The sequence below is a fragment of the Rhodococcus sp. 05-2254-2 genome, assembly GCF_002259095.1.
Classification (GTDB): Bacteria; Actinomycetota; Actinomycetes; order Mycobacteriales; family Mycobacteriaceae; genus Rhodococcoides.
In genome coordinates, this window is sequence record NZ_NOZJ01000021.1 from 19,317 (window position 1) to 44,360 (window position 25,044).

The window sequence follows — 25,044 nt, forward strand, 5'->3', positions numbered from 1 at the left end:
GGTTCGATCAGACAGCTGCGGAATCGGTGACGATACCGAAGGTCGTCTCCGCGCCTCGACGGCCGAGTGCCGAGCCCCACACCTCGTACACCGCATCGGTTGCGGAGGATCGCTCGATGTCGCGGCCCTCCGCGACGGTGATGAGTGTGCGAGAGAGCTCGAACAGACTGACCCGGTGATTCCTCGCGGTCGTGAACAGCTCGTCGATGGCGTCGGCGACGGAGCCGCCGTGGATCCCGATGAGCACGCCGGTTGCGATGTCCACGTGAGTGCGAGATGCAGGCGATTCGGGCAGTCTGTCGGTCATCTTTTTCCTCGAGATGGTGTGGTCGGTGCGGATGACCGAAGCGGTTCCTTGGGTCGAGCGGGCTTCACTGTCTCACATGGACATGACATTTCATACCGTCGGTTTCGCCCGCACGTGCATCCGCTCTCCCTGGGGTCCGAACAAGCTCAGAAGCTCGACCGGCCGGTTTCCGACGGCACCGAACCAGTGCGGCACACGAGTGTCGAATTCGGCTGCCTCACCGGCCTTCATCGTCAGATCGTGCTCGCCGAGAATCAGCCGCAGGGTGCCGTCGAGGACGTAGAACCACTCGTACCCCTCGTGGGTTCGGGGGCGTGGCTCCGAGCTCTCCGGGCGGATCAGGAGCTTGTACGCCTGTAGGCCGCCGGGACGCAGCGTCAGGGGAAGGATCGTCACATGTTCGCGAACGGTGGCTGTGGTGCGCACCCGAGGGTCCGCCACGGGAGGCGCAGTCACCAGATCGTCGAGTTTCATCTGATGGGCGCGAGCGATGGGCCACAGCAATTCGAGGCTGGGCTTGCGGTCACCGGACTCGAGCCGTGACAGTGTGCTGATCGAAATTCCCGTGGTGTCCGACAGTGATGCCAGGGTGGTGTTCTTCTCCATCCTGATGCGCTTGAGGCGGGGACCGAGGCCTGCGATGACCTCGTCCAGACCCTTGTTCGTGTCGTCCATGACTCCATTGCAGTTTCGGCAACCGAATTTGTCAACTCGGGAAATAGAGGCGACCGAAAACCGCCCGTGGGCGCGGCGGGCGGCACATAATCGATCGATGACGGGTCGTTCGGGGACCACATACCGCAGTGGCATGATTCGCGATGCCTACGGCAGCCCCGCATCCGAGGCATTCATGGTCGTGGCCATCGCGACCATTCTGATCACCAGGGCATACCTGGAGCTGACCCACTATCCCCAGGTAGGGGGAAAGTCGCTGCACATCGCTCATGCCCTGTACGGCGGAGCGGCGATGATGCTCGCGCTGCTGATCGGGTGGATGTTCATCGGGTTCGGCGTTCGGGTGTTCACGGTGCTGCTCGGTGGGATCGGATTCGGGTTGTTCCTCGACGAAGTCGGCAAATTCGTCACCAAGGACAACGACTATTTCTACGGACCCTCGTCGGAGATCATGTACGTCCTGGTGGTCCTGCTGTTGGTGTTCAGCAGGATCGTCCGGGAGTTCCGCCGGCCCTCGGTCGACGAATCTCTGGCCAATGCGGCTGCGATCGCCGCCGACGGCGTCGCGCACGGACTGCCCGAGCATCGGCGCGACTGGGCGTTACGGATGCTCGCGCGCGCCGAGGCAGAGGGGGCCGACGCGGACACCGTGGCCGGGATCAGACTGTTGCTCGGTCGCTGTCGTTCGTCGACGTCGCGGACTCACTCGCTGTGGAACTTCGTTCCCCGGCTGATCCCCGCCTTCTTCACCAGCCCTCGGTGGATTCCCGTCGTCGGCTGGGGACTGGTTCTGCTCTCCGGGGCCGGAGTGGTGTTCGGAATCGTCGAACTCGTGATCGGGGACCTGGACATCGATCGGCGCGATCTGTCGATCGACATCGACGGCATGGGAATTGCCAGCGGGATCCTGTTCGTCAGTGCCTGCCTCACCTTCGCCACGGCGCTGCCGGCGATGCTGCGGTTGCGCCCGGAAGGCCCGCTCTGGCCTCTGCGCATCCTCCGAGTGTCCGCGTTGATATTCACTCTGCTCAACGCCCTCGTGGACTTCGCTCAGGAAGGATTTGCCGCGCTGGTCAACGTTGCGATCGGATTGTTCGCGCTCGCAGTCATCTCGCATCGCATCACGGTGCGTACCGCCGAGATCGCCGACGTCACGGCCGAATCTGCTGCATCGCAGGTGGTTCGAGACTCCGATCGCTCTCGAACCGTCGAACCAGGCCGCTGAGCGGATCGACGAACTCGATCGAACGGGCCAACAGGCGGAGCGGGTCGGAGTAATCGTCGTCGGCGACATTGCGGAACGCCGGGTAGAAATTGTCGCCGACGATCGGAATTCCCAACGAGCACATGTGAACTCGAAGTTGGTGGGTCTTTCCGGTTCGAGGATGCAATCGGTACAGGCCGTGGGTTCCGAGCGTGTCGACGAGTTCTACGAAAGTGTCCGCGTTGGGCTCGCCGGGTACCTCACGAGCCTGAAGGACGCCGCGTTCCTTGATGATTCGGCTGCGTACGGTCAGCGGAAAGTCCATGTCCTGGGCGAGTGGGGCGATGGCGTCGTACTGCTTGGTGATCGCGCGTTGAGTGAACAACTCCTGGTACGGCCGCCGAGCCTGCTGCCTGACGGTGAACACCAGAACGCCGGCGGTGAGGCGGTCCAGGCGATGCGCCGGACTCAGCTCGGGCAGGTCGAACCGGCGTCGGAGCAGGACGAGGGCAGATCGCGCGACGTAGGCACCGCGTGGGGTGGTGGCCAGAAAGTGCGGCTTGTCGACGACGAGCAGGTTTTCGTCCTGGTGAAGGACGTCGAGGGAGAACGGCACCGTCGGCTCCACCGGCGGATCGCGGTAGAGATAGATGTCCGATCGCGGTTTCGCGACCGTCGTCGAATCGATGGGTACGCCTGCCGCGTCGACGACCTCGCCGCCGGCGACCTTCTCGGTCAGCCTGGCTGCGTCCTGGGGGAACCGGGCGCGTAGATGCTCGAGCACGGTCACCCCGGTTGCCTTGTCCGGCATTCGCACCCGGGTGGGGTCGAGACCGTCGCGCAACGGCAGGGGAGCGGCGGGCATGCATCGACTCTAACCGCTCGAGCATGGAAACACCCCGGTCGGAAATTCCGACCGGGGTGTGGACTGCGGTAGAACCTTTCGGGTCCGACTCAGATGGTGACGACCATCTTGCCGGTGTTCTCACCCTTCATCAGTCCGATGAACGCCGACGGAGCGTTCTCCAGACCGTCGACGACTGTCTCGTCGAATTCGATTGCGCCACTGTCCAACCACTGGGTCATCTTCGTGCGGAATTCCTCGGTGAGGTGCGCGTAGGAGCCGACGATGAAACCCTTGAGCGTCAGTTCCTTGCCGATGGCCAGCGCGAGATTGCGCGGCGCGGGCGTCGGCTCGGTGGAGTTGTACTGAGCGATGGCTCCGCACATGGCAATTCGGCCGTACTTGTTCATAGAACCGATGGCAGCTTCGAGATGCTCGCCGCCGACGTTGTCGAAGTACACATCGATGCCGTCGGGTGCCGCCTTGCGGAGCTGCTCGGCAACCGGGCCGTCGTGGTAATCGAATGCCGCGTCGAAACCGAGCTCGAGCAAGCGAGCCACCTTGGCGGGTGAGCCCGCACTGCCGATGACCCGAGATGCGCCGAGCGCCTTGGCGATCTGGCCGACGAGCGATCCGACGGCACCGGCTGCACCGGACACGAACACGACGTCGCCTTCCCTGAACGACGCGACGTCGGTCAGGCCTGCGTACGCCGTCGTGCCGGTCATTCCGAGTGCGCTGAGGTATGCCGAGGCCTTCGCGGCGTCGAGGTCGACCTTGCTTGCGCCCTTCGCCGGGACGACGGCGAGATCGCGCCACCCCTTGCCGTGCAGAACGGCGTCGCCGACAGCGAAGCCCTCGGCCTTGGACTCGACGACCTCGCCGACTGCGCCGCCGTCGAGCGGAGCGTCGAGCTGGAACGGTGGGACGTACGACTTGACGTCGTTCATCCGGCCGCGCATGTACGGATCGACCGACATCACGATGTTGCGGACGAGGATCTGCCCGTCGGCGAGCTCCGGGAGATCGACGACCTCCGCGCGAAAGTTGTCCTCCGTCGGCCAGCCTTGTGGGCGGGACGCGAGGTGAATTTCGTGTGCCTTCATGGTGTCTCCCTACTCGTCTTCGGTGACCGTGACGGTGACGTCGATGTTGCCGCGGGTGGCGTTGGAGTACGGGCACACCTGGTGGGCCTGGTCGGCCAATGCCTGTGCGTTCTCGCGGCTCAGGTTCGGCAGCGTCACCTCGAGGGTGACGGCGAGCTGGAAGCCGCCTGCGTCGTTGGGGCCGATGTCGACACGAGCGCCGACGGCCGAATCGGTGACGTCGGCCTTGTCCTGACGTGCCACCATCTGCAGTGCGGAGTGGAAGCATGCGGCGTAGCCGGCGGCGAAGAGCTGCTCGGGGTTGGTGCCGTTGCCGCTGCCGCCCATGGCCTCTGGGATGGCGAGATCGAGATCGAGGCGTCCGTCGGACGTGCGGGCGTGGCCGTTGCGGCCTTCACCGGTGGCCAGTGCCTCGGCGGTGTAGATGGTCTTCATGATGCTCCTTCTGTCTTGCCGGAATCGGTGTGATGCAGAGCGCTCGTCAATGCGTCGAGCGACTCCTTGAGCTTGACGAGATCGTCGACGTTCATGCCGGTCTTCTCGGCGAGCTTGCGTGGAATGTCGAGTGCCTTGGTGCGCATGGCACTTCCGGCCTCGGTGAGGTGGATCTCGACGCGGCGTTCGTCGGTGCTCAGGCGTCGGCGCTCGATGAATCCGAGACCTTCGAGCCGCTTGAGCATCGGGGACAGAGTGCCGGTGTCGAGATCGAGTTCGGCGCAGATGTCCTTGACGCCGCGGCCGTCCTTCTCCCACAGCACCAGCAGTACGAGGTACTGCGGGTACGTGACTCCGAGTTCGTCGAGCATCGGGCGGTACACCGCGGTGGTAGCCCGCGAAGCGGAATACAACGCGAAACACACCTGACGGTCGAGTGCGAGTTCGTTGGTCACTTCATGAACGGTAGCGCACGGTTGAGTTGTGCGCAACCTACCTGTCCGATGTGAGCGGAACCTCGTAGCCTGCTACGAGTTTCCGCGCACGTCGGGGTCAGTTCTGCAGCGCGTTCTTCAGGCCGTCGAGCACGATGGTTGCCGCCGTCGGGCCTGCGTTGAGGTACCACGGGTCGTCGTCGACTCGGACGATGTGGTTCTCGGTGGCCGCGCTCATTCCGGTCCACAGCGGGTTGGTGGTGTACGACGCGGCGCTCGAGTCGGCTTCGGCGTCCTGGCTGGAGACGAACACCCAGTCCGCGTTCGCCAGTTGGATTTCTTCCTCGCTGAAGTCCTGCGAGGTCTTGTCGAACTGCTGGCTTTCCGGTCGGGCCAGTCCGGCGTCCCAGGCGATGTAGCCCGCGAACGACGGGATGCCGAACACGCGTGCCCGGTCGGCGGTGAAGCGGACGAACGAGACCGTGGGTGCGCCACCGCTCGCGAACGAATCACCCAGTGCCGCAGCATCGGAGGCGAAGGTGTCGACGAAGCTCTGTGCTTGCTCGGTGCGGCCCAACGCGTCGGCGAGAAGCAGGAAGTCCTGTTTCCAGTTCACTCCGGTGCCCTCGGTGAGTACGGTCGGCGCGATGGTCGACAGCGTCGAGTAGATGTCCTCGGAGCCGGCCTCGTTCGCCAGGATGAGATCCGGTTCGATGGCGGCGATGGCCTCGATGTCGACCTCTTGCCGGTTGCCGACGTCGACGAACCGGTCCATCCGGTCCGCGTACTGCGGAAACGAGAAGCTGATGTAGTCCGGGACCAGAGCGGCACCGTCTCCGTAGGCGACTCCGGTGGGTACGACGCCCAGAGTGAGGGCTGCGTCGAGCTGACCGGTGGCGATGACGACGATCTTCTTCGGTTCGGCGGGAATCTCGGTGGAGCCGCCGAAGTGGCCGACCGTGCGGGGGAACACTCCGTCCGCGGCACCCGAACCCATGCCGTCGGGGATGCCGGTGGGGCCGGGAGCGTCCGAGGTGGCGTTGTCGGTTCCGGACGCAGCGCTGGTGGAGGGAGTGGCCGTCTGCTCGGCGGTGCCGCCGCAGGCAACGGTGGTCAGTGCGGTGACCGCGACGATCGTGGTGGCCAGGAGTAGACGTTTCACTTCGTTCTCTTTCACAGTCGGACGTAGGCAGGTAAGCCTAGCCTGTATCCGGCGACGCAGGTGAGCGGAACTTCGTAGCAGGGGTCGAGGTTCCGCTCACCCGGTGTCAGCGCAGCGCGGCCGCCGCCCGCACCATGTTCGTCAGTGACCGTTCCACCTCGGCCGGCCCGCGGGTCTTGAGCCCGCAGTCGGGATTGACCCAGAGTCGTTCGGCGGGAACCGCTTTCAGTGCCGCCTGCAGTGACTCGGTGATCTCGTCGCAACTGGGCACCCGCGGTGAGTGGATGTCGTACACGCCGGGGCCGACGCCGAGGTCGAAGCCGACGGAGTTCAGATCGTCGAGTACCTCCATGTGTGAGCGGGCCGCCTCGATCGACGTCACGTCCGCGTCCAGGGCGACGATCGCGTCGATGATCTCACCGAACTCCGAGTAGCACAGATGCGTGTGAATCTGCGTGTCGTCGGCGACGCCGGAAGTCGAGATCTTGAACGACCGCACTGCCCATTCCAGGTACGCCGCTGTATCTTTCGCACGCAGCGGTAGCAGTTCGCGAAGGGCAGGTTCGTCCACCTGGACGATGCGTATGCCCGCTGCCTCCAGGTCGATCGTCTCGTCCCGAATCGCCAGTGCGATCTGGGCTGCGGACTCTTCCAACGGTCGGTCGTCTCGGACGAACGACCACGCCAGAATTGTCACCGGGCCGGTCAGCATGCCTTTGACCGGCTTGTCGGTGAGCGACTGCGCATACTCCGACCACTGCACGGTCATGGGCTCGGGACGCGAGACGTCGCCGTACAGAATCGGCGGCCGAACGCATCGAGTTCCGTACGACTGGACCCAGCCGTTCGACGTCGCTGCGAAGCCGCTGAGTCGTTCGGCGAAATACTGCACCATGTCGTTTCGCTCCGGCTCGCCGTGCACCAGCACGTCGAGTCCGATCTTCTCCTGCAGTGCAACGACATCGGCGATCTCGGACCGCATCCGGGATGCGTACTCGGCATCGTCGATCGCGCCCGTTCGCAGCGCTGCCCGAGCACGTCGTATCTGCGTCGTCTGTGGATACGAGCCGATGGTGGTCGTCGGCAACGACGGCAGGTCCAGCCGCTCGGCCTGTGCTCGACGACGTTCCTCGGCCGGAGTGCGGTCGACGGAGACACCCGCCTCCATGCGTGCTCGGATGGCCGAGTCGTGCAGGCGCGGGTCGGTGCGACGGGTCTCGAGCGCGGTGCGGGCCTGCTCGAGCTCGGACGACACCGATTCGGTCCCGTCTCGCAGCGCTCGGGCGAGGAGTGTCACCTCGGCGACTTTCTCGGCACCGAACGCCAACCAGGATCGGAGCGGATCGACGATGTCGGTCTCTGCGTCGAGGGTGTACGGAACATGCAGCAGCGAGCACGAACTCGACACCGCAAGCGTGCCTGCACTACCCAAGAGGCTCGCCAACGTTGCCAGTGCCTTGTCGAGATCCGTCCGCCAGATGTTGCGCCCGTCCACGATGCCCGCGACTATGTGCTTGCCCGCCAGCGCAGGTACCACGGCAATCTGCTCGACGGTGCCCGGCACCGTCAGATCGATCGAGAATCCCTCGACTCCGGTCGATGCGAGCACGGGCAGCGCAGCGCCGAGGTCACCGAAGTACGACGCCAGCACTATGGCAGGCCTGGTCGACACTGCGCTCAGAAAGTCGTAGGCCTTCTTCGCGGACTCGATCTCGCTCTGGGTGCGATCGGCCACGAGCGCAGGTTCGTCGATCTGGACCCACTCGGCTCCGGCATCGGCGAGTGTCGTCAGCAGCTCCGCATACAGCGGCAGGATCTCGTCGAGGCGGTCCAGCAGAGGGGCGCTGCCGCCGACTGCCTTGGACAGGAGCAGGAACGTGATCGGTCCGATGATCACCGGTCGGGCCGAAATGCCGAGTGCCACAGCCTCCTTCACATCGTCCACTACCTTCTCCGAGTGCAGGGAGAAGGTGGTGTCGGGGGAGATCTCCGGGACGAGATAGTGGTAGTTGGTGTCGAACCACTTGGTCATCTCGAGCGGTGCGACGGTGTCGGTGCCGCGGGCTGCCGCGAAGTACCGGTCCAGCTCGGTGCCCAGTCCCGTCACTCGCGGTGGCAGCGCTCCGAGAAGCACAGCTGTGTCGAGCATGTGGTCGTAGTACGAAAAGGTGTTCACCGGAACGGAATCGACTCCGGCGGCAGCGAGTTCTCGCCAGGTGTTCTCGCGCAATGTCCGCGCGACGGCTTCGAGTCCGACGGCGTCGAGCCCTCCGGCCCAGTAGTTTTCGACGGCTTTCTTCAGTTCTCGGTTCGGTCCGATACGGGCCGAGCCGAGCACGGTGGCAGTGAATTCGATACTCACGGTTGGTCTCCAGGTGACTGCTGCATCGACGGTGCACCGCCTTCTCGGACGCGCACATCCCGGAGAGCCCCACGAGCAGCCGAACCAGGGTTACGCGCCCATTCCACGAGGCGGTGAACCGCTGCGCACGGCGTGCGCAGCACAGACGGCAGGTATTCGGACTCGCGGGCGCGTGGACGAGAAGCCCACTCCTACTGGCCGTCGCTTCCCGAAGAGGCTTCTTCAGTGCTTGTGGTGACGGCGGTCGTTCCTGCATACCGCTGCGGGACAGTCCCGGATTCTCACCGGGTTCCCTCTCACGATGCGCCGGAACTGCCGCGCATCGCTTCGACGCCGTGGTGAACTTCGGGGCTCCTCATGGACACCTGGCGAACCGACTGCAGGGACGAGCATAGATGCATCGACGGCGAATCTGCTACGGTGCTTTTCATGCAGCGCACGTATTTCTGGTTTAGCAGGCCGGCCCCGGGTGGGTCAGCCAGCGACGCCATGCGCTGACCCTCCACCCCACGAGCCGGATACAGACCGGCTCGAAGTGCGTGTGGAGCATGAGGAGCCGGCCTGGGAACAGGAACGACCCGTCATGACACTCTCTCTCGACACCCCACCTCTCGATGATCAGCGGACCATCAGCATCAGTCCGCTGGTTGCTCCGTCGGTGCTGCGCCGCGACCATGCAGTGGACGACGCCATCTCTGCCACCGTCAGAAGCGGCCGCGCCGGCGTGGTCGACGTGCTGGACGGCCGTGACGATCGACTGATCGTCGTCGTCGGCCCGTGCTCGGTGCACGACACCGATGCTGCCCTCGACTACGCCCGACGCCTCGCGGCCAAGGCGTCCGAACTGGGCGATCGACTGCACATCGTCATGCGGGTCTACTTCGAGAAGCCGAGGACGACGCTCGGGTGGAAGGGATTGATCAACGATCCGCACCTCGACGGCAGCTTCGACATCAATGCCGGCCTGCGCGTGGGACGTCAACTGCTGCTCGATATTTCCGCGCTCGGTCTGCCGGTCGGGTGCGAGTTCCTCGACCCGATCACCCCGCAGTACATCGCAGACCTGGTCAGCTACGGCGCCATCGGTGCGCGGACTGCGGCCAGTCAGGTGCATCGCCAGCTGTGCAGTGCGTTGTCGATGCCGGTGGGGATCAAGAACTCCACCGAGGGCGACATCCAGGTCGCGGTCGACGGCACCCGTGCTGCCGCCGCGAGCCACGTCTTCCCCGGCACCGACCTCGACGGCCAGGCGGCTCTGATCCGCACCGTAGGAAACCCGGACTGTCACGTCATTCTGCGCGGCGGCGTCGACGGGCCGAACTACGATGCCGAATCGGTCGCCGATACCGTTGCACGCCTGCGTAAGTCGGGTCTACCGGAGCGAGTCGTCATCGACGCCAGCCACGGCAACAGCCGCAAGGACCACAACAAGCAGGTCGACGTGGTCACCGACGTGGCAGCACGGGTCGCGGCAGGCGAACACGGCATCGTCGGTCTGATGCTCGAGAGCTTCCTGGTCGCGGGGCGTCAGGATCTCGAGCTGGGCCACCGTGACGATCTGCTGTACGGGCAGTCGATCACCGACGCGTGCCTCGACTGGGCCACCACGGCAACGCAATTGGACACACTTGCGGCCGCGGTGGAGAAGCGCCGGGCCTCGCGCTAGCGGACCCCGCGCGGTCGGAACTGCACGCTGATGCGTGGGCCGGTCGCGCGGGTGGACTTGGGGACGGCATGTTCCCAGGTTCGTTGACACGAGCCACCCATCACCACCAGGTCGCCGTGACCGAGCGTGAACTTCAACGACGTTCCACCGCCGCGCGGTCGGAGCATGAGTTGCCGTGAGGCACCGAGGGATACGATCGCAACCATGGTGTCCTCGGTAGCGCTACGACCGATGTTGTCCCCGTGCCAGGCGACGCTGTCGGATCCGTCGCGGTAGTAGCACAGTCCGGCGGTGGTGAACGATTCTCCGAGTTCGGCGCGGTAGTGCTCGTCGAGGGCATCGCGTGCGTCGTAGAGTGCGGCGTCGGGCCACCGCTCGCGCTCGGCGTAGAACCGAACCAGGCGCGGGACATCGACCACGCGGTCGTACATCTGCCTGCGCTCGGCCCGCCAATCGACGGAGTCCACCAGTGAATCGAACAGGTGGGTATCGGACAACCAGCCCGGTCGAACGTCCACCCACGCCCCGAGTGTCAGTTCGCGACGGGTGACGGACTCGAGCGACCCGACGCCACCGTCGGCGTCACCGAACAACGAGCCCTGCATGGCGAGCGACATGACCGTCACTGTATCGAACGTGTGTTCCCATTTCCAGTGCGCGGCGGTACCGTGCCGTCATGGGATATCGATTTCAGGTCGTTGTCGACAGTGCGAACCCGCATGCACTGGCGAAGTGGTGGGCGCAGACGCTGGGTTGGCAGTCCGAACCCAGCAACGAGGACTTCATTCGCGAGATGATCGCCGCGGGGCATGCGCGCGAGGAGGACACGACCACGTTCGAGGGCGTTCTCGTGTGGCAGGCGGGCGCGGGAATCACCGATCCCGAGTCGCCCGACAGCCCGCGGGTGCTGTTCCAATCGGTGGCCGAGCCGAAATCGGTGAAGAATCGGTTGCACCTCGACATTCGCGTCGGCGACGAGCGTGAATCGGTGGTCACGCAACTGGAAGCACGGGGCGCGTCGGTACTGCATCGAGGACGTCAGGGACCCAGTGTCTGGATCACGATGACCGATCCCGAGGGCAACGAGTTCTGCGTCAGCTGAGACGGTACGAGCCGGGGGTCTGGCCGGTCCATCGCTTGAAGGCTCGGCGGAAGGCGCTGGGCTCGGAGAACCCCAACCTGGTCGAGATGTCGTCGACGCTGTCTCCGCGGCTCAAACCGGAAATCGCTGCATCGCGCAGCACTTCTTCGCGCAGTTGGTTGATGGAGGTGCCCTCCTGTCGAAGAATTCGGCGCAGGTGTGGCGGGCTGATGTTCAACATCGCCGCGATTTCGTCGGTTCCCGGTGCGCCACCTTTGAATCCGGTTTCCAGGGCGCGGCGAACCTGGCTCGACGCAGTGCTGTCGTAATCTCGGGACGAGAACAGCAGATTGGGCGACTCCGCGAGATACTCCGCCAGAGTCGCCTCGGTCTGCACGATCGGTGCCCGCATCACCGCGCTGTCGAATTCCAGTGTGGCGAGCTCGGTTCCGAACTCCACGTGGGTTCCGAAGATGGCGTCGTACATCTTTCCCGCCTCGGGGCCCGGCAGCGCGTAGGGCAGTTGCACCGACAGAAGCTTGACCCGGTTGCCGATGAGCCACGCCGCGAATCGGTGCAGCAGAATCAACAGGAAGTCGGTCAGCAGTCGCTCGGCGAGTTCGTTGCCTTCCGGGCTCAGGTGGGTGGTGGGTGTGACGTGCACCGTCAGGACCGTGGATTCTTCGGTTCGATCGATCGTCATGGGGCGTACCGGTATCAGTACCCGCATGGTCTCGGACATTCGAATCAGTGCGGCCTGCAGGTTCTCGGTGTGTATGAGGGTCTGGCACACCACGCGAAAGCTGCCGCGCCGCACCGGTACTGCAGCGAGACCGAACAGTTCGTCGCCGGTCATCGTCCAGACCGCCTGGGTGAATGCAGTGACCTGCCGGGTGGTCAGACGCTCGGCCGGATTGTCGAGGATGGTGGATCCGATGCCGGCCATCGACAGCGGGTAGGTCAGGTCGACCCCGCTCCTCGTCGCGAGGTCGACGGCCTGCCTGACGAAGTAGGCCGGGATCGTCGGTTGCGCAGTCACAACTTCCGTAGCCTCTCGGCCGCGTCGGCGAGAACCTTGTCCTGCTTGCAGAAAGCGAAGCGCACCAACGACTTCCATGGAGTCGGCTCGTCGACGAACGCCGTGACCGGAACCGCCGCGACGCCCACCAGATCCGGCAGGGAGCGGCAGAACTCGTAGGCGTCACCGCGTCCGATCGGTGCGATGTCGGCACAGACGAAATACGTTCCTGCGCTGTACTTCACATCGGCACCTGTCGCTGCCAGAGCGGCCGAGAGTGTGTCTCGCTTGCGTTGCAGGCCGTCGCGCATCTGCGCTATCCACGCCTGCTCGTGCTCGAGCGCGTAGGCGACGGCCGGTTGGAAGGGAGTGCCGCCGACGAAGGTCATGAACTGTTTGGCCGCGCGGACGGCGTCGATCAATTCGGCAGGCCCCAGCGCCCAGCCCGTCTTCCATCCGGTGGCGTTGAAGGTTTTGGCGGCACTCGACACCGTGACGGTGCGCTCGAACATCCCGGGCAGTGTCGCGATCGGCGTGTGCACCGTGCCGTCGAAGGTGAGGTGCTCGTAGACCTCGTCGGTGAGGACCAGCAGATCGTGGGTGACCGCGATGTCGGCGATGCGGATCATGGTGTCCCGGTCGAAGACCGTGCCGGTGGGGTTGTGCGGGGAATTGACGATCAGCATGCGCGTGCGGGGCCCGATGGCGCGTTCGAGGGCGTCGGTGTCGACGGTCCATCCGTTGCCGTCGGACACCAGTGGCACGGCGGTTCGAGTGGCACCGGCGAGTGCGATGGCGGCCGCGTAGGAGTCGTAGAACGGTTCGATCAGCAGGACGTCGTCACCTGACTCGATCAGGCCGAGAAGTGTCGCCGAGATCGCCTCGGTGGCACCGACGGTGACGAGTATCTGCGAATCGGGGTCGTAGCGCAGACCGAATCGGGCCGCCCTGTCGTCGGCTATGGCCGCCCGCAGCACCGGCATGCCGGGGCCGGGGGAGTACTGGTTGAGGCCGCTCGCGATGGCCTCACGCGCGGTCTCGAGCATGGCTGGTGGGCCGTCGGTGTCGGGGAAGCCCTGCCCGAGGTTGACGGCCTTCTTCTCGACGGCGAGTGCGGTCATCTCGGCGAAGATCGTCGACGCGAACGGGCGCAACCGTGCCACTGTGCGCGAGGGGAACAACTCGGACATTCCTGCAGCGTAGTTCACAGACGGCAACCGGTCTTTCGCCCTGCGTCTGTACTGTGCCTGTCATGCGATTCGGATTGTTCGTGCCACAGGGGTGGCGTCTCGATCTCGTCGGCATCGACCCTGCCCAGCACTGGAGTGCGATGCGCGATCACGCGCTCGCTGCCGAGGCCGGTCCGTGGGAATCCCTGTGGGTCTACGACCACTTCCACACCGTTCCCACCGCAACCGACGAGGCGACGCACGAGGCCTGGTCGCTGATGTCCGCTCTGGCCGCGACCACGTCGCGAATCCGGCTCGGCCAGATGTGCACCGCGATGTCGTACCGTAACCCGGCATACCTCGCCAAAGTTGCTGCCACAGTCGACATCATCTCCGGAGGACGCGTCGAGATGGGCATCGGAGGCGGCTGGCACGAGCACGAGTTCCGCGCCTACGGCTACGGGTTCCCCTCTGCCGGAGAGCGATTGGGCAGGCTCGACGAGGGCGTGCAGATCTTCAAGCAGGCATGGACGGCCGGAGAAGTGTTCCTGGACGGAAAGTACTACGAGATCGACGGTGCCGTGGTGCGGCCCCTGCCGTTGCAGGAGGGAGGCATCCCGCTGTGGATCGCGGGCGGCGGGGAGAAGGTGACTCTGAAGATCGCCGCGAAGTACGCGAACTACACCAACTTCGACGGAACCCCCGCCGGTTTCGCCGCCAAATCCGCTCTGCTGCGCGAGCATTGCGCAGCAGTGGGTACATACTTCGATGCCATCGTCCGCTCGGCGAACTACAACGTCGTCGTCGCGGCGACCGAGGCCGAGGTGGAAGACAAGCTGCGCGCCCTCGAGGCTCGTCTGACCGAGTACGTGGGTGCGGAGAAGGCCCACAGCGCACTCGCCGCGTACCGCGGCATGCCCGCAGTGGGAACTCCTGAGCAGATCGTGGAGAACCTGACGGCACTGCAGGAACAAGGGATGACGTACGGCATCTTCTATTTCCCCGAAGCGGCCTACGAACGCTCCGGTATCGAACTCTTCGAGCGGGACGTGATCGCCGCACTGGCCTAGTGGGTCGCTGCAGGCTCTAGCGCAGGTCGTCGGGAAGATCCGCCGGGTCGATGAGCAACTGCTGGTTCTTGGCCGTGCGGACCTTCTCCGACAGGCCGATGTTGGCGTGCAACAACGCCCACTCGCCCTCGGTGATCTCCCGGGTGGCGCGTGCGATGACCGCCGGATCGGTGGTTCCCCAGGCGATGGGCATCACCGAGGCCAACTGCCACGCTCGCCCGCCGGTGTTTCGGCCACGGTCCGCGAGAACCGACACCGCGGGAACCTGTGCGCCCCACTCGACGGCGTGTCCGGGCAGGGCCCGTACGACGCGGGTGATCAGCACATAATGCGGCTCGTCCACCCCGGGCTTCGCGATGTCGACCAGGGCCAGTAGCGTCGCTCCACCCGGTAACTTCTCGGCCACCACCGCCGGCACCAGATCGCCTGCGCCATATTGTGATTCGATGGAACCCATCTTTCGGGGTGCCCACAGCATCACCCAGAGCGAGGTGGCCGCCGCGATCAGGAACACCGCGCCGAGGATGTACGACCACGGGGCGGCGATCCAGATGAACCACGCTCCCAGTGCGATGAGGAACACGGCGGTGAGCGCTGCGGATGCCCGCAACCGGCGAAGCTCGGTGAACGTCTCGTTGACCGACTTCGCGTGGGCTACGTCTACAGGGAACTCGAACTTGCGCACACAGGTATTCCTAGCACGGCACCGAGCCGACCCGAAGTCTCAGATCGCCGGACCGAGCAGATCGTCCGCGTCGGTGATGCGGTACGCGTAGCCCTGTTCGGCGAGGAAGCGCTGACGGTGGGCTGCGTACTCGGCGTCGAGGGTGTCGCGGGAGACCACCGAGTAGAAGTGCGCCTGACCACCGTCGTGCTTCGGCCGGAGCAGTCGGCCCAGGCGCTGAGCCTCTTCCTGCCTGGAGCCGAACGTTCCCGAAACCTGGACTGCCACAGAGGCTTCCGGAAGGTCGATCGAGAAGTTCGCCACCTTGCTCACCACGAGCGTCTGGATCTCGCCCTTGCGGAACGCGTCGAACAGCACTTCACGTTCCTTGTTCTTGGTCGAGCCCTGAATGACCGGAGCGTTCAGCGCTTCACCGAGCTCGTTCAACTGGTCGAGGTAGGCGCCGATGACCAGCGTCGGAGCATCTTGGTGTTTGGCGAGGATCGATTTCACGACGGCGATCTTCGTGTGCGCCGTCGAGCACAGCTTGTAGCGCTCCTCGGGCTCGGCCACGGCGTACGACATGCGCTCGGCATCGGTGAGGGTGACGCGAACCTCGATGCACTCGGCCGGCGCGATCCAGCCCTGTGCCTCGATGTCCTTCCACGGTGCGTCGTAGCGCTTGGGCCCGATCAGCGAGAAGACGTCGCCCTCGCGGCCGTCCTCGCGGACGAGCGTCGCGGTGAGGCCGAGGCGTCGACGCGACTGCAGATCGGCTGTCATGCGGAACACCGGCGCGGGGAGCAGATGCACCTCGTCGTAGATCACCAATCCCCAGTCGCGGGAATCGAAGAGTTCGAGGTGCTTGTACTCACCCTTGGTACGACGCGTGATCACCTGGTACGTGGCGATTGTCACAGGGCGAATCTCCTTGCGCTCGCCCGAATACTCGCCGATCTCCTCCTCGGTGAGCGAGGTGCGTGCAATGAGTTCGCGCTTCCACTGCCGACCGGCGACGGTGTTGGTGACCAGAATCAGCGTCGTGGCCTTGGCTCTGGCCATAGCGGCCGCGCCGACCATCGTCTTGCCTGCGCCGCAGGGCAGTACGACGACTCCCGAGCCGCCGGCCCAGAAGGAATCTGCTGCCATCTCCTGGTAGTCGCGCAGCGTCCAGTTGCCGCCCTCGGTGTCGAGCTCGATGGGGTGAGCTTCGCCGTCGACGTAGCCGGCGAGGTCCTCGGCGGGCCAGCCGATCTTGAGCAACATCTGCTTCACGTGGCCGCGTTCGCTCGGATGCACGATCACCGTGTCCTCGTCGACCATCGCGCCGAGCATGGGCGCAATCTTCTTGTGGCGCATCACCTCTGTGAGCACCGCGCGGTCCAGGCTGATCAGCACCAGGCCGTGCACCGGGCTCTTGACCAACTGCAACCGGCCGTAGCGTGCCATCGTGTCGACGATGTCGACCAGCAGCGGCTGCGGCACTGCGTAACGCGAGAAATTCACCAGCGCGTCGACCACCTGTTCGGCGTCGTGGCCGGCGGCACGGGCGTTCCACAGTGCCAGCGGGGTGATGCGATAGGTGTGCACGTGCTCGGGGGCACGTTCGAGCTCCGCGAACGGTGCGATGGCCGCCCGCGCTGCACCCGCGAGTTCGTGATCGACCTCGAGCAACAGCGTTTTGTCGGACTGGACGATCAGCGGGCCGTCGGTCACGGTTCCTCCTAGAGACATCTGCTGCGCCCGAAAGAGCGCAACTTCTCCATTGTCCACAGGTAGGGGCGTGCGTGCACGTGAGCCCGGTCTACTCGACCAATGCGACCGAGGTGATCCGGTGCAGGGTGAAGCGCCGAACCCCACCGGTGGCGGGGTCGAACGCGTCGAGTTGGCCACCGCCGATGCTGATCGGATCGACGATGCGATGGGTCGCCACGCCCTGGGCGTCGACGTAGCCGATGCTCACGCTCCGTTTGACCTTCGTCGCGGTCTGCAGGAGCGTCATCGTCGCGGTGCTGCTGGCCCGAGACCCGTCGGCGCGCACCACGGCACCGCCGTTGCCTGCCGCTCTGTCGGCAGCGCGCATCCCGCGCACCAACGAACCCAGCTGTTCCTCGGTGGGGACGGCCGGAGTGCGGAACGCCTGGCGTGGCCGCCGCGCCGACACCCTCGACCCGCGGGCACGCAGATCGACGATGGTGCCGGACGAGTCCTCGCCCGCAGGCGCGAATCCTGCTCCGCTCAGGACCGTCAGTACTTCGGCGAGCGGGGCCTGTGAGATCGCGACGGTCGGAGCCAGCGCTCGCAGGGCCAACGATTCGGCTGCCGGGGATGCCATCACCTCGGCCAGCAGTGCCGGGTCCTCGCACCTGACGAACGACGCGGCGACGCCTGCGCGCAGGCGGCCGTGCCGACGAGCCACGTCGTCGATCAGGTAGGTCAGAGCCTGCGGCACCGGCGTTCTCGAGTGGGTGGCGAACAACGCGTGCAGCTCGGAGGCGGTCAGTCCCACATCGAGAGCGCGGCGCAGGCTGGTGTCGCTGATCCGGTACATCGTGGCTGCGCCCGCGGATTCCACGTCGGCGACCAGTTCGATTCGATCCTGCAGGTCCGGCTCGAGCGGGCCGGGCGCCACCAACGTGAGGTCGGCTTGCACCAGGACGTAGTCGATGGGCTCGGGCAGGGCAGCACGCATGTCTGCCTCGGCATTGCCGTCGTGCAGCAGGGAGCGGCCCGGGGTCGAGATCGCCCCGCGAGCGACGATGCCGAGAGCGGTCGCTTCGGCGAGAACATGTCCGACGGGTGTGACGCCGAAGCGCCCGGACCACCGGGGTCGACGCCAGGCCAGGGTGCGCGCGAGGTCGGCGGGCTGCGCTGCGTGTCCACTGCCGAGTTCTGCGAGCAATTCCAGGATCATGCGTCGATCCCGCGGTGCGGCCGGAGAGCGGACTTCCTCGGACAGGGCGGCGATGGGTTTGTCGTTGGGGTCACGCATTCCGATGACCCAGGGTGCCCGCGGAACTTCGAGCCAGGCCGAGGCCAGGGTGTGCCAGCGCGCTGCCGGGGCGGCGGTGAGCCAGGCCTCGACCGCCGGTGTCGGGGCCCAGTAGTCGTCGCCGTTGTCGGACGCAGGAACCGGGTCCGGTGTTCCGCTCGAGATGAGGTGGGCGGCGGCCAGCAACTCGACGAGAACGCTCACTCGATCGTCGTCGAGGCCGGTGGCCTTGGTGATCTTGCGGAGCTCGCGCACTCCCAGTCCGCCCGCCTTGAGGGCGGGTGCAGGCGAAGCGGACAGTGCCTCGATCACCGCGACGCAGTGCCGACCCAGCTCCAGTGCCTCTCCTGCGGCAGCGGCGTCGACGTCGGCGAGCGAATACGAGCTGGTGTCGAGTTTGGGTTCGGCGAGCGAGCGCGGGTCCGACATCGGTTCGCCGCGCAGGATCTGGCCCACTTGGACGGGCAGCTCGACGGTTTGTTCGTCCAACCAGATCAGCAGACCTGCGGCGAGCAGCTTCTGGACGGGTCGGTCCGGCGGCGTGCCCGGTGCGGCGTCGCGGGTGCGGCCGGTGGGGGACGATCTGGCGAGGGTATCGAGAAGGCCGCGTTCGCCGTCACCGAGTTCGGCCAGGGCCGCGGTGATGTGGGCCTCGGTGAGGTTGTCCACCGGGTCGAGTGCGCGACCGATGCGCCACGGCACCGCGTCCGCCGCTGCGGCGCTGATGCGGAAGCCTGCTGCATCGCCCCACACCAGCAGGCGTTCGCGCAGGTGGGACAGTGCCTTGTCCACGCTCTTGGCCGGTGCGCGTTTGGCGACCACGGCCAGCAGCGCGGCGCGGGTGACGGGCCGCTCGTACGCCTCTTCGATGGCGAGGATCTCGAGGACCGTCAGAGCGAGGGTGTCGAGGGTGTCCGCGGTGTGCAGGATCGATCGGCGCTGCTCGGCCCGTCCGGCCAGTACGGCAAGGGATGCGGGCGGCGGCGCGGTCAGATCCGGACGCAGCGACATGGCCCTGATCAGCTCGGCGTCGCTGCGAGCTGCGATCCATCGAGGCAGATCCGGGGGCGTATCGGTGTGTCGGTGCGCAGTCGTGTCGGTCATCGTCTATCAGATTAGAGACCTGGGCTGGTGCTTGCCGCAGGGCAGGTGTCAAAATAGGCGCATGGTGAACAAGTCGAAGAAGCCCTATGTCGATCCAGGCTGGCCGGAAACCGCTCGCGGTGACCACGCGGTGACCGAACTCTCGTCCGCTCGCTCGGGTGGCTTGTCACCCTTCGGCGAGGACACCGAGTTCCCGCTGCCCGTCGAAGACCTTCCGTACGCCCATCCGGTGACCGTGGTCAATCGCTAGCCGCGGCCCTCGAGCACGAAAGAAGCCCCCGACAATCCGTCGGGGGCTTCTTTCGTACGAGCTGAACCGTCTCCGGGCGCTTACTGGGGCAGGAATGCCTTGTTTGCCTGGTAGAAGTTGACGATCTGAGGATCGAGCTGGATGCCCTGAGCCGCGTTCTGCACGAACGAGGCGATCTGCGGATCGTTGGTGAGGTTCTGGACGGCGGTGACGATGCCCTCGACGACCTCGGCCGAGTTGTCGACTGCCGGGATGGACGTCAGATCGGGCAACGCGGGAGCTTCCGGTGCCTTGGGGGTGACCGGAACACTGCGCTCGGTGGGCGCGCTGTTCAGGCCGAGGCTCGAGGAGCAGGACGGCCATGCGCCCCAGCCCTGCGAGTCGAGGACCTTCTCTGCGACTGCGATCTGCTCTTCACGGCTGGCCTGGTTGGCCGTGGCCGCGTACTGCTGGCCGCCGTGCGCGTTCCAGGTGCTGGGGGAGAACTGCAACCCACCCTGGTAGCCGTTGCCGGTGTTGATGCCCCAGTTGCCGCCGGCTTCACACTGTGCGAGGCGGTCCCAGTCGGAATCCGGTGCCGCGTTCGCGGTGCCGGTGAAGGCGATGCTTGCGGTGCCCATGATGGCTCCGGTGACTGCGACCTTTGCGACGGTCTTGCCAGTGGTGCTCGGCTTGCGATGACGTCCGCTCATACGAGTTGAAATCCTCTCCACACGCGCCTGCGAGGTCAGCTGTCGGGTTCGGGCTGAGAGGTAGCCCGGCCGTCTCACACACTCCTGCGAGTGGGCAATTGGGCTTCACCCCAAGGGAAGTCGGCGCGACTTCGTGAGTCGCTACAACTTCCCGGTTGTCCGTGGAGGGACGTGGGTCCCCCGTCCTCGTCCCCTGGGTGATCGTCGAGGGTGTTCCGGTTCCCGCGGGACGAGGTTTGGCGCTGCGGGCCGGAATTCGGCCGAACTTTCCGGCCGCTGCTGACCGTACTGAAATTCCCGCCTTACGTCACTATTTGGTAACTGTCGATTTCGGAGCGTCGCCGAGAGCACATTTTGTACCTCTTTCGGGTCGCTCGAGTCGGCCCAGCTAGTGGACGTGCCGGGCATTGAACCCCTGTCCGTTGCCTGTCCGTTACCGGAGCGTGATGTGATGGAAGTCACATCGACGGCAACCGGTTCCGGAGGTCACCGAACGGCAACGATGTCCTTGCCGAGGGGCATCAGGGACACGGGGATCATCTTCAGGTTCGCGATCGCCAACGGGATGCCGATGATGGTGATCGCCATCGCGACGGCGGTGACCACGTGAGTCAGGGCCAGCCACCAACCGGCCAGAATCAGCCACAGCACGTTTCCGACGAGCGCACCGGATCCGGACCCCGGCTTGTCGACGATCGTCGATCCGAACGGCCACAGCGCGTAGACGCCGATGCGGAACGACGCGATGCCGAACGGAATGGTCACGATCAGGATGCACAGCAGCAGTCCGGCGAGGAAGTAGCCCAGTGCCAGCCACAGGCCGCCGAAGACCAGCCAGATGACGTTCAGTATCAACCGCATGGTCAGCGCGCCCTTCGTCCGGATGCCAGCGCGTAGCCCAGCGCCAGCACGAAGCCGGTCGGCGCGGAGAACATGGCCGTCAGATAGAGCCCGAGTGGGGGCTTCGCGTCGGAGAAGATCGGAAACATCAGGATCGCGACGATGGCGACGAGGCCGATCGCGAACAGGGCCAGCGCGATGCGCAGCAGAGCGGTGCTGCTCTTACGGGTCGTTGTGTCCACATCGACCACGGTAGTGCGAATCGCGACGCTGTGAAGAGCGCCGTGCGGTGAACAACTCGAATGCCCTATCCGGGCTCACCGCGCTAGACTGGTGTATTCGCGTCCTACGTCCTCGTGGGGCGCGAAACTTGTGCGGGCCGAACATCGGTCCCACGGACAACGCAACTGTCACAGCAACAGATGAACGGGTGAGCTCAGTGCCGACCGGCAAGGTGAAGTGGTACGACGTCGACAAGGGATTCGGATTCCTCTCGCAGGAGGAAGGCGAGGACGTCTACGTGCGTTCCTCGGCGCTGCCCGAGGGCGTCGAGGGCCTCAAAGCCGGTCAGCGAGTCGAGTTCGGGATGGCCGCAGGCCGTCGCGGACCGCAGGCGTTGAGCCTTAAGGTGCTCGAGCCGGCACCGTCGGTGCGTCAGAACACCGGCAGCACCCGCCGCGAACCCGTCGAGCGCAAGCACACTCCCGACGAGCTGCACGGGATGGTCGAGGACATGATCACTCTGCTCGAAGCGACGGTGCAGCCCGAGCTCCGCAAGGGCAAGTACCCGGACCGCAAGATCGCGCAACGCATCTCCGAGGTGGTCCGGGCCGTCGCCCGCGAGCTCGACAGCTGATCTCGGGAACGACCTACGGCAGCGTGCCGATCGACCATATGGCGTGGCTGACGAAGCCCTCCTGATTGGTGTCGGTGTCGATGATGCCGGTGGGCAGACGCACTTCGATCCCGAGTAGGGTTCGGCCGCTGTCGTCCGTGGTGGGCACCGTGACGCTGAGCCTGGTTCCCGGTTCGTTGAACGCGCTGTCCTCCACGACGTTTCCGCTGTCGTCGCCGTAGACCAGGGCGAGCACCCACGGAGCCGAGTAGACGGCCTCGGGAAGCGAGAGCTGCACCGTCGGAGCCTTGCCGACCTGGATTTCGGTGGTTTCTCCGACGTTGGTGCACAGTGGGTCGCTGACGGCGCAGTACAGGTACGGCTCCACGTCGACGGCTCGGCCGTTGGCGTAGGCGGAGACGGTCGGTTCCTTGTCCGGCGCGTTCCCGATCAGCAGCGCGAGTACCGCGACGAAGGCAACGGCGACGACGAGTAGACCTGCGGCGACCAGGGCCGCGATCTTCTTGGTGCGGGGAGCGAGATTCACTTGGTCACGTTTTCGCCGAAGGAACCGTCGGACACTTCTTGTTCGACGTGGTCGGGGCGGTTGCCGCCGAAGCCGGGCAGAAGTGATCTGCCGCGGTAGGTGAGGAATGTCTGCACGAGCCCGATCGTAAGCAACACCGAGACCACGGTGAAACCGAGCCAGTACTCGGTGGGGAGCAGCACGCCGAGCGTGCCGCCCAGGACCCAGCACAGCTGCATGACGGTTTCCGATCGGCCGAATCCCGACGCGATCGATTCCGGCGGCAGATCGGCCTGCAGGGACGCGTCGAGGGAGACCTTGGCGAGTGCACTGGCGCTCGACGCGACGAGCGCTGCCACCGCTGCGGTGAGCAGGCTGTCGGTGACCGCGGCGACGACGGCCACGACCGTGACTGCGAGGGTGCAGCGAAGAACCACCAGGGACGGCCGGCCGAGCTTGATCCTGGCTCCGAGCGCGTTGCCGGAGAAGTTGCCGAGACCGGCGGCGGCTCCGACGAGTCCAAGCATCGCGGCCTGCTGAAGCGGCTCGTGTTCGGTACGGGATTTGGCGACGAACGCGATGTAGAGCGTCAGGAAGCCGGTGAGAATCCGGATGGTGCCGTTGCCCCAGAGCCCGACGATGACCGCCCGGCCCAAGGGTTGTCTGCGGTTCTTGGTGGTGCCCGACGCCGGGGGCGACGGGGGCGTGCGGCGGATGTTCTCGGTGGGAGCCCCGCTTCCGGCGTAATCGCGATCACCGTGCTGATCGGCGTGGTAACTCAAGGTTGCGGGCACTTCACCCTCGGTGATCTCCACCCAGGACGGAATGCGCATGCTCAGGTAGGCACCGAGCACGGTGATCGCGGCGACGAACCACAGGGCACCCGGCGAACCCGCGACGAACGCGATGCCGCCGGCGACCGCCCCGGCCGCGATGGTGCCGCCGAGCAGACCGAACACCGTCAGACGTGAGTTGACGCGGACCAGGTCGATCTCCGGCGGCAGTACCCGCGGCGTCACCGCGCTCTTGAGCACCGCGAACGACTTGCTCAGGACGAGCATGCCGAGCGCGGCCGGATACAACACCCAGCTGTCGAAGTTGAACACCAGCACCACCGCCAACACGGTGCGCAACCCGAAGGACATGGCGAGTGCGATGCGTCGGCCCTGCTGCAATCGGTCCAGCAGCGGACCGATGAGCGGGGCGATCAACGCGAACGGCGCGATGGTGATGACGAGATACAGCGCGACCTTGGTCTTGTCCTCACCGGTGGCGGCAGAGAAGAAGAGTGTGTTGGCCAGGGCGATCGCCAAGGCGGCATCCGATGCGAAGTTCGCCATGGTCGCGTAGGTGAGTGCCGTCAGACCGGATTTGTCGGCACCGTCGGCCTTCGCGGCTCGCTGGAACGATGCGATTCCCTTGCCGGTCAGCTCGCGTCCACGCATGGCGGCGACGCGGGTGACGGTCAGCTTCTTGGGCATCGGCGGCGGCTTGCGTGCGCCGGCCTTGCCGCGTGCCGCGGTGATCTGCTCGGTACGCGGCGGGTGCAACGGCGGCAACGGCTCGCGGCGACTCGGAACATGGGCGGTCACAGGAGTTGCGGCCGGGTAGTTGGCCAGACCGGGGTGCTCGAGTGGGTCAGGAGCGGCGCCTGCGGGGTGCTCGAGCGGGTCAGGAGCGGAGCCTGCGGGGTGAACCTTTTCGGGGTCGTCCGCACCCGGTGGGGTGTGGGGGAGACGGGGATCGGTCACGGTGTCAATTCTGTCCTACCGGTGCGGTATCGGTGAATCGCACCTCGAAGATCGTGGGCCAGTATTTGCCGGTCACGAGAAACCGGTCGGTGCCGGGGATCTGCGCGATGCCGTTGAACACGTCGGCACCCCCTCGTTGGGAGGCCGACATCGAATCCCACAGTGGGGTGCCGTCGATGACGGCCGTCACCGCGCCGGTCTCGGGGTCGATGCGCATGATGTCGAACGTCTGCCACACATTGGCGTACACCGATCCGTCGTCGGCGCATTCGAGTTCGTTGAGGCGCTCCACCGGATTGCCGTCGAGTGTGACGTTCACGGTGCCCTCGGCCTCGAACGACGTGGGGTCGCGGAAGGTGAGGGTAGACGAGCCGTCGCTCATGACGAGGCGGTTGTCCGGCGTCTGCGTGCACAGCCCCCAGCCTTCGCCCTCGTAGTTCACTCGGCGTCGTTCTGTCAGAGTGTCCCGGTCTCGGGCGATCGCGACACCGTCCTGCCAGGTGATCTGCCACAGCGTGTCGCCGTCGACGGTGATGCCTTCGCCGAACAGGTCGGACGGCAGATCCACGCGATCGAGTTCGGTCATGGTCTCGAGCGACGTCCGCCTGACGAACGAGGAGCCTTCCAATCCGGTGCCCTCGTAGAGCACGTCGCCGTCGATCTCGAAGCCCTGAGTGAAGGCGTCGTTGCCACGGTCGTATTCGCGCAGGATCTCGGTGGTCAGTGCCGGAACCGAGTCGGACGTCACCGGGGTCGGCTGCGTCGTCGACGAACAGGCGGACACGGCCAGCAGCGAGGCCACGAGGGCAGCGTAGGTGCGAGCACGGACGGTCATTGCACCCATGATGGCAGCCCGA

At 65.6% G+C, this 25,044-nt stretch carries 26 protein-coding genes and 2 riboswitches; of the genes, 6 read left to right on the top strand and 20 right to left on the bottom strand.

The window, feature by feature from the left end:
• Window positions 1-7 precede the first annotated feature (7 nt).
• Window positions 8-307, bottom strand: a complete 300-nt coding sequence (locus tag CH283_RS22820) for an ANTAR domain-containing protein (RefSeq protein ID WP_094639366.1) — start codon at window positions 305-307, stop codon at window positions 8-10.
• Between the two features lie 90 nt (window positions 308-397).
• The gene (locus CH283_RS22825) at window positions 398-982 is read right to left on the bottom strand and encodes a helix-turn-helix domain-containing protein (RefSeq protein ID WP_068047922.1); all 585 of its coding nucleotides are present in this window, start codon (window positions 980-982) and stop codon (window positions 398-400) included.
• Between the two features lie 97 nt (window positions 983-1,079).
• Between CH283_RS22825 and CH283_RS22830 the strand changes: the two genes are divergently transcribed.
• A complete protein-coding gene (locus CH283_RS22830) occupies window positions 1,080-2,207 on the top strand; it encodes a hypothetical protein (RefSeq protein ID WP_231893858.1) in 1,128 nt (375 codons plus the stop codon).
• Here the strand turns inward: CH283_RS22830 and CH283_RS22835 are convergent.
• From CH283_RS22835 to metE, 6 genes are all read right to left on the bottom strand, one after another.
• On the bottom strand, window positions 2,134-3,051 hold the full coding sequence (locus tag CH283_RS22835) for a pseudouridine synthase (protein WP_094639367.1): 918 nt from the start codon (window positions 3,049-3,051) through the stop codon (window positions 2,134-2,136). The two genes, CH283_RS22830 and CH283_RS22835, sit on opposite strands and share 74 nt — an antisense overlap.
• Window positions 3,052-3,140: 89 nt before the next feature.
• Window positions 3,141-4,136 (bottom strand): NADP-dependent oxidoreductase, encoded by a 996-nt coding sequence (locus tag CH283_RS22840; protein ID WP_068047916.1) that lies wholly within the window; start codon window positions 4,134-4,136, stop codon window positions 3,141-3,143.
• A 9-nt stretch (window positions 4,137-4,145) separates the two neighbouring features.
• The gene (locus CH283_RS22845) at window positions 4,146-4,571 is read right to left on the bottom strand and encodes an organic hydroperoxide resistance protein (RefSeq protein WP_094639368.1); all 426 of its coding nucleotides are present in this window, start codon (window positions 4,569-4,571) and stop codon (window positions 4,146-4,148) included.
• Window positions 4,568-5,026 (bottom strand): MarR family winged helix-turn-helix transcriptional regulator, encoded by a 459-nt coding sequence (locus CH283_RS22850; RefSeq protein ID WP_068047913.1) that lies wholly within the window; start codon window positions 5,024-5,026, stop codon window positions 4,568-4,570. Before CH283_RS22850 ends, CH283_RS22845 begins: the two co-directional genes overlap by 4 nt.
• Before the next feature lie 97 nt (window positions 5,027-5,123).
• Window positions 5,124-6,167 carry an ABC transporter substrate-binding protein gene (locus CH283_RS22855; protein WP_094639780.1) on the bottom strand — a complete coding sequence of 348 codons (1,044 nt, stop codon included), beginning with the start codon at window positions 6,165-6,167 and terminating at the stop codon, window positions 5,124-5,126.
• A gap of 106 nt (window positions 6,168-6,273) precedes the next feature.
• Window positions 6,274-8,529 (bottom strand): 5-methyltetrahydropteroyltriglutamate--homocysteine S-methyltransferase, encoded by a 2,256-nt coding sequence (gene metE, locus CH283_RS22860; protein WP_094639369.1) that lies wholly within the window; start codon window positions 8,527-8,529, stop codon window positions 6,274-6,276.
• Window positions 8,530-8,659: 130 nt separating this feature from the next.
• A riboswitch (cobalamin riboswitch) is annotated at window positions 8,660-8,873 on the bottom strand.
• A 239-nt stretch (window positions 8,874-9,112) separates the two neighbouring features.
• On the opposite strand from metE, the gene CH283_RS22865 reads away from it, so the two are divergent.
• On the top strand, window positions 9,113-10,195 hold the full coding sequence (locus CH283_RS22865; protein ID WP_068047946.1) for a 3-deoxy-7-phosphoheptulonate synthase: 1,083 nt from the start codon (window positions 9,113-9,115) through the stop codon (window positions 10,193-10,195).
• Here CH283_RS22865 and CH283_RS22870 read toward each other — a convergent pair.
• The gene (locus tag CH283_RS22870; protein WP_068047907.1) at window positions 10,192-10,812 is read right to left on the bottom strand and encodes an alpha-ketoglutarate-dependent dioxygenase AlkB; all 621 of its coding nucleotides are present in this window, start codon (window positions 10,810-10,812) and stop codon (window positions 10,192-10,194) included. The genes CH283_RS22865 and CH283_RS22870 overlap by 4 nt on opposite strands.
• Before the next feature lie 59 nt (window positions 10,813-10,871).
• Between CH283_RS22870 and CH283_RS22875 the strand changes: the two genes are divergently transcribed.
• Complete coding sequence (locus tag CH283_RS22875) at window positions 10,872-11,297, top strand: VOC family protein (protein WP_094639370.1); 426 nt, start codon at window positions 10,872-10,874, stop codon at window positions 11,295-11,297.
• Here CH283_RS22875 and CH283_RS22880 read toward each other — a convergent pair.
• Both CH283_RS22880 and CH283_RS22885 read right to left on the bottom strand, forming a co-directional pair.
• Window positions 11,290-12,315 carry an AraC family transcriptional regulator gene (locus CH283_RS22880; protein ID WP_094639371.1) on the bottom strand — a complete coding sequence of 342 codons (1,026 nt, stop codon included), beginning with the start codon at window positions 12,313-12,315 and terminating at the stop codon, window positions 11,290-11,292. The two genes, CH283_RS22875 and CH283_RS22880, sit on opposite strands and share 8 nt — an antisense overlap.
• Window positions 12,312-13,484 carry a pyridoxal phosphate-dependent aminotransferase gene (locus tag CH283_RS22885; protein ID WP_094639781.1) on the bottom strand — a complete coding sequence of 391 codons (1,173 nt, stop codon included), beginning with the start codon at window positions 13,482-13,484 and terminating at the stop codon, window positions 12,312-12,314. Before CH283_RS22885 ends, CH283_RS22880 begins: the two co-directional genes overlap by 4 nt.
• A 62-nt stretch (window positions 13,485-13,546) precedes the next feature.
• Here CH283_RS22885 and CH283_RS22890 point away from each other — a divergent pair, with 62 nt between their 5' ends.
• On the top strand, window positions 13,547-14,533 hold the full coding sequence (locus tag CH283_RS22890; protein ID WP_094639372.1) for an LLM class F420-dependent oxidoreductase: 987 nt from the start codon (window positions 13,547-13,549) through the stop codon (window positions 14,531-14,533).
• Window positions 14,534-14,549: 16 nt separating this feature from the next.
• Here CH283_RS22890 and CH283_RS22895 read toward each other — a convergent pair whose 3' ends face one another.
• From CH283_RS22895 to CH283_RS22905, 3 genes are all read right to left on the bottom strand, one after another.
• Window positions 14,550-15,218, bottom strand: coding sequence for a DUF3239 domain-containing protein (locus tag CH283_RS22895; protein ID WP_094639373.1), 669 nt, complete (start codon window positions 15,216-15,218; stop codon window positions 14,550-14,552).
• Window positions 15,219-15,257: 39 nt separating this feature from the next.
• A complete protein-coding gene (locus tag CH283_RS22900; RefSeq protein WP_094639782.1) occupies window positions 15,258-16,913 on the bottom strand; it encodes a DNA repair helicase XPB in 1,656 nt (551 codons plus the stop codon).
• 88 nt (window positions 16,914-17,001) lie between these two features.
• Window positions 17,002-19,293, bottom strand: a complete 2,292-nt coding sequence (locus CH283_RS22905; protein WP_094639374.1) for a helicase-associated domain-containing protein — start codon at window positions 19,291-19,293, stop codon at window positions 17,002-17,004.
• Window positions 19,294-19,354: 61 nt separating this feature from the next.
• On the opposite strand from CH283_RS22905, the gene CH283_RS22910 reads away from it, so the two are divergent.
• On the top strand, window positions 19,355-19,543 hold the full coding sequence (locus CH283_RS22910; RefSeq protein WP_008719333.1) for a hypothetical protein: 189 nt from the start codon (window positions 19,355-19,357) through the stop codon (window positions 19,541-19,543).
• A gap of 80 nt (window positions 19,544-19,623) precedes the next feature.
• Here the strand turns inward: CH283_RS22910 and CH283_RS22915 are convergent, their stop codons facing one another.
• The 3 genes from CH283_RS22915 to CH283_RS22925 form a co-directional block, all read right to left on the bottom strand.
• Entirely contained in the window at window positions 19,624-20,235 is a 612-nt protein-coding gene (locus CH283_RS22915) for a resuscitation-promoting factor Rpf1 domain-containing protein (protein WP_068047889.1), read from the bottom strand.
• An 8-nt stretch (window positions 20,236-20,243) separates the two neighbouring features.
• A riboswitch (cyclic di-AMP (ydaO/yuaA leader) is annotated at window positions 20,244-20,445 on the bottom strand.
• Between the two features lie 276 nt (window positions 20,446-20,721).
• Window positions 20,722-21,096, bottom strand: coding sequence for a YccF domain-containing protein (locus CH283_RS22920; protein ID WP_037187421.1), 375 nt, complete (start codon window positions 21,094-21,096; stop codon window positions 20,722-20,724).
• Window positions 21,097-21,098: 2 nt separating this feature from the next.
• Window positions 21,099-21,317, bottom strand: a complete 219-nt coding sequence (locus tag CH283_RS22925; RefSeq protein ID WP_082898830.1) for a hypothetical protein — start codon at window positions 21,315-21,317, stop codon at window positions 21,099-21,101.
• 197 nt (window positions 21,318-21,514) lie between these two features.
• Between CH283_RS22925 and CH283_RS22930 the strand changes: the two genes are divergently transcribed.
• On the top strand, window positions 21,515-21,931 hold the full coding sequence (locus CH283_RS22930; RefSeq protein WP_008719325.1) for a cold-shock protein: 417 nt from the start codon (window positions 21,515-21,517) through the stop codon (window positions 21,929-21,931).
• 13 nt (window positions 21,932-21,944) lie between these two features.
• Here CH283_RS22930 and CH283_RS22935 read toward each other — a convergent pair whose 3' ends face one another.
• From CH283_RS22935 to CH283_RS22945, 3 genes are read right to left on the bottom strand one after another with little or no spacing between them, the layout of a single operon-like run.
• Entirely contained in the window at window positions 21,945-22,457 is a 513-nt protein-coding gene (locus CH283_RS22935) for a DUF2771 domain-containing protein (RefSeq protein ID WP_094639375.1), read from the bottom strand.
• Window positions 22,454-24,187: an MFS transporter gene (locus tag CH283_RS22940; protein ID WP_179275571.1), complete on the bottom strand. Its 1,734-nt coding sequence runs from the start codon at window positions 24,185-24,187 to the stop codon at window positions 22,454-22,456. The genes CH283_RS22935 and CH283_RS22940 overlap by 4 nt, the downstream gene beginning before the upstream one ends.
• 4 nt (window positions 24,188-24,191) lie before the next feature.
• On the bottom strand, window positions 24,192-25,022 hold the full coding sequence (locus tag CH283_RS22945) for a glutaminyl-peptide cyclotransferase (protein WP_373557640.1): 831 nt from the start codon (window positions 25,020-25,022) through the stop codon (window positions 24,192-24,194).
• Window positions 25,023-25,044: the final 22 nt, after the last annotated feature.

Coding starts and splice junctions, on each gene's coding strand:
- CH283_RS22820 (WP_094639366.1), bottom strand. CDS start 307: ATGACCGACAGACTGCCCGAATCGCCTGCATCTCGCACTCACGTGGAC.
- CH283_RS22825 (WP_068047922.1), bottom strand. CDS start 982: ATGGACGACACGAACAAGGGTCTGGACGAGGTCATCGCAGGCCTCGGT.
- CH283_RS22830 (WP_231893858.1), top strand. CDS start 1,080: ATGACGGGTCGTTCGGGGACCACATACCGCAGTGGCATGATTCGCGAT.
- CH283_RS22835 (WP_094639367.1), bottom strand. CDS start 3,051: ATGCCCGCCGCTCCCCTGCCGTTGCGCGACGGTCTCGACCCCACCCGG.
- CH283_RS22840 (WP_068047916.1), bottom strand. CDS start 4,136: ATGAAGGCACACGAAATTCACCTCGCGTCCCGCCCACAAGGCTGGCCG.
- CH283_RS22845 (WP_094639368.1), bottom strand. CDS start 4,571: ATGAAGACCATCTACACCGCCGAGGCACTGGCCACCGGTGAAGGCCGC.
- CH283_RS22865 (WP_068047946.1), top strand. CDS start 9,113: ATGACACTCTCTCTCGACACCCCACCTCTCGATGATCAGCGGACCATC.
- CH283_RS22870 (WP_068047907.1), bottom strand. CDS start 10,812: ATGTCGCTCGCCATGCAGGGCTCGTTGTTCGGTGACGCCGACGGTGGC.
- CH283_RS22875 (WP_094639370.1), top strand. CDS start 10,872: ATGGGATATCGATTTCAGGTCGTTGTCGACAGTGCGAACCCGCATGCA.
- CH283_RS22885 (WP_094639781.1), bottom strand. CDS start 13,484: ATGTCCGAGTTGTTCCCCTCGCGCACAGTGGCACGGTTGCGCCCGTTC.
- CH283_RS22890 (WP_094639372.1), top strand. CDS start 13,547: ATGCGATTCGGATTGTTCGTGCCACAGGGGTGGCGTCTCGATCTCGTC.
- CH283_RS22905 (WP_094639374.1), bottom strand. CDS start 19,293: ATGACCGACACGACTGCGCACCGACACACCGATACGCCCCCGGATCTG.
- CH283_RS22910 (WP_008719333.1), top strand. CDS start 19,355: ATGGTGAACAAGTCGAAGAAGCCCTATGTCGATCCAGGCTGGCCGGAA.
- CH283_RS22915 (WP_068047889.1), bottom strand. CDS start 20,235: ATGAGCGGACGTCATCGCAAGCCGAGCACCACTGGCAAGACCGTCGCA.
- CH283_RS22920 (WP_037187421.1), bottom strand. CDS start 21,096: ATGCGGTTGATACTGAACGTCATCTGGCTGGTCTTCGGCGGCCTGTGG.
- CH283_RS22945 (WP_373557640.1), bottom strand. CDS start 25,022: ATGACCGTCCGTGCTCGCACCTACGCTGCCCTCGTGGCCTCGCTGCTG.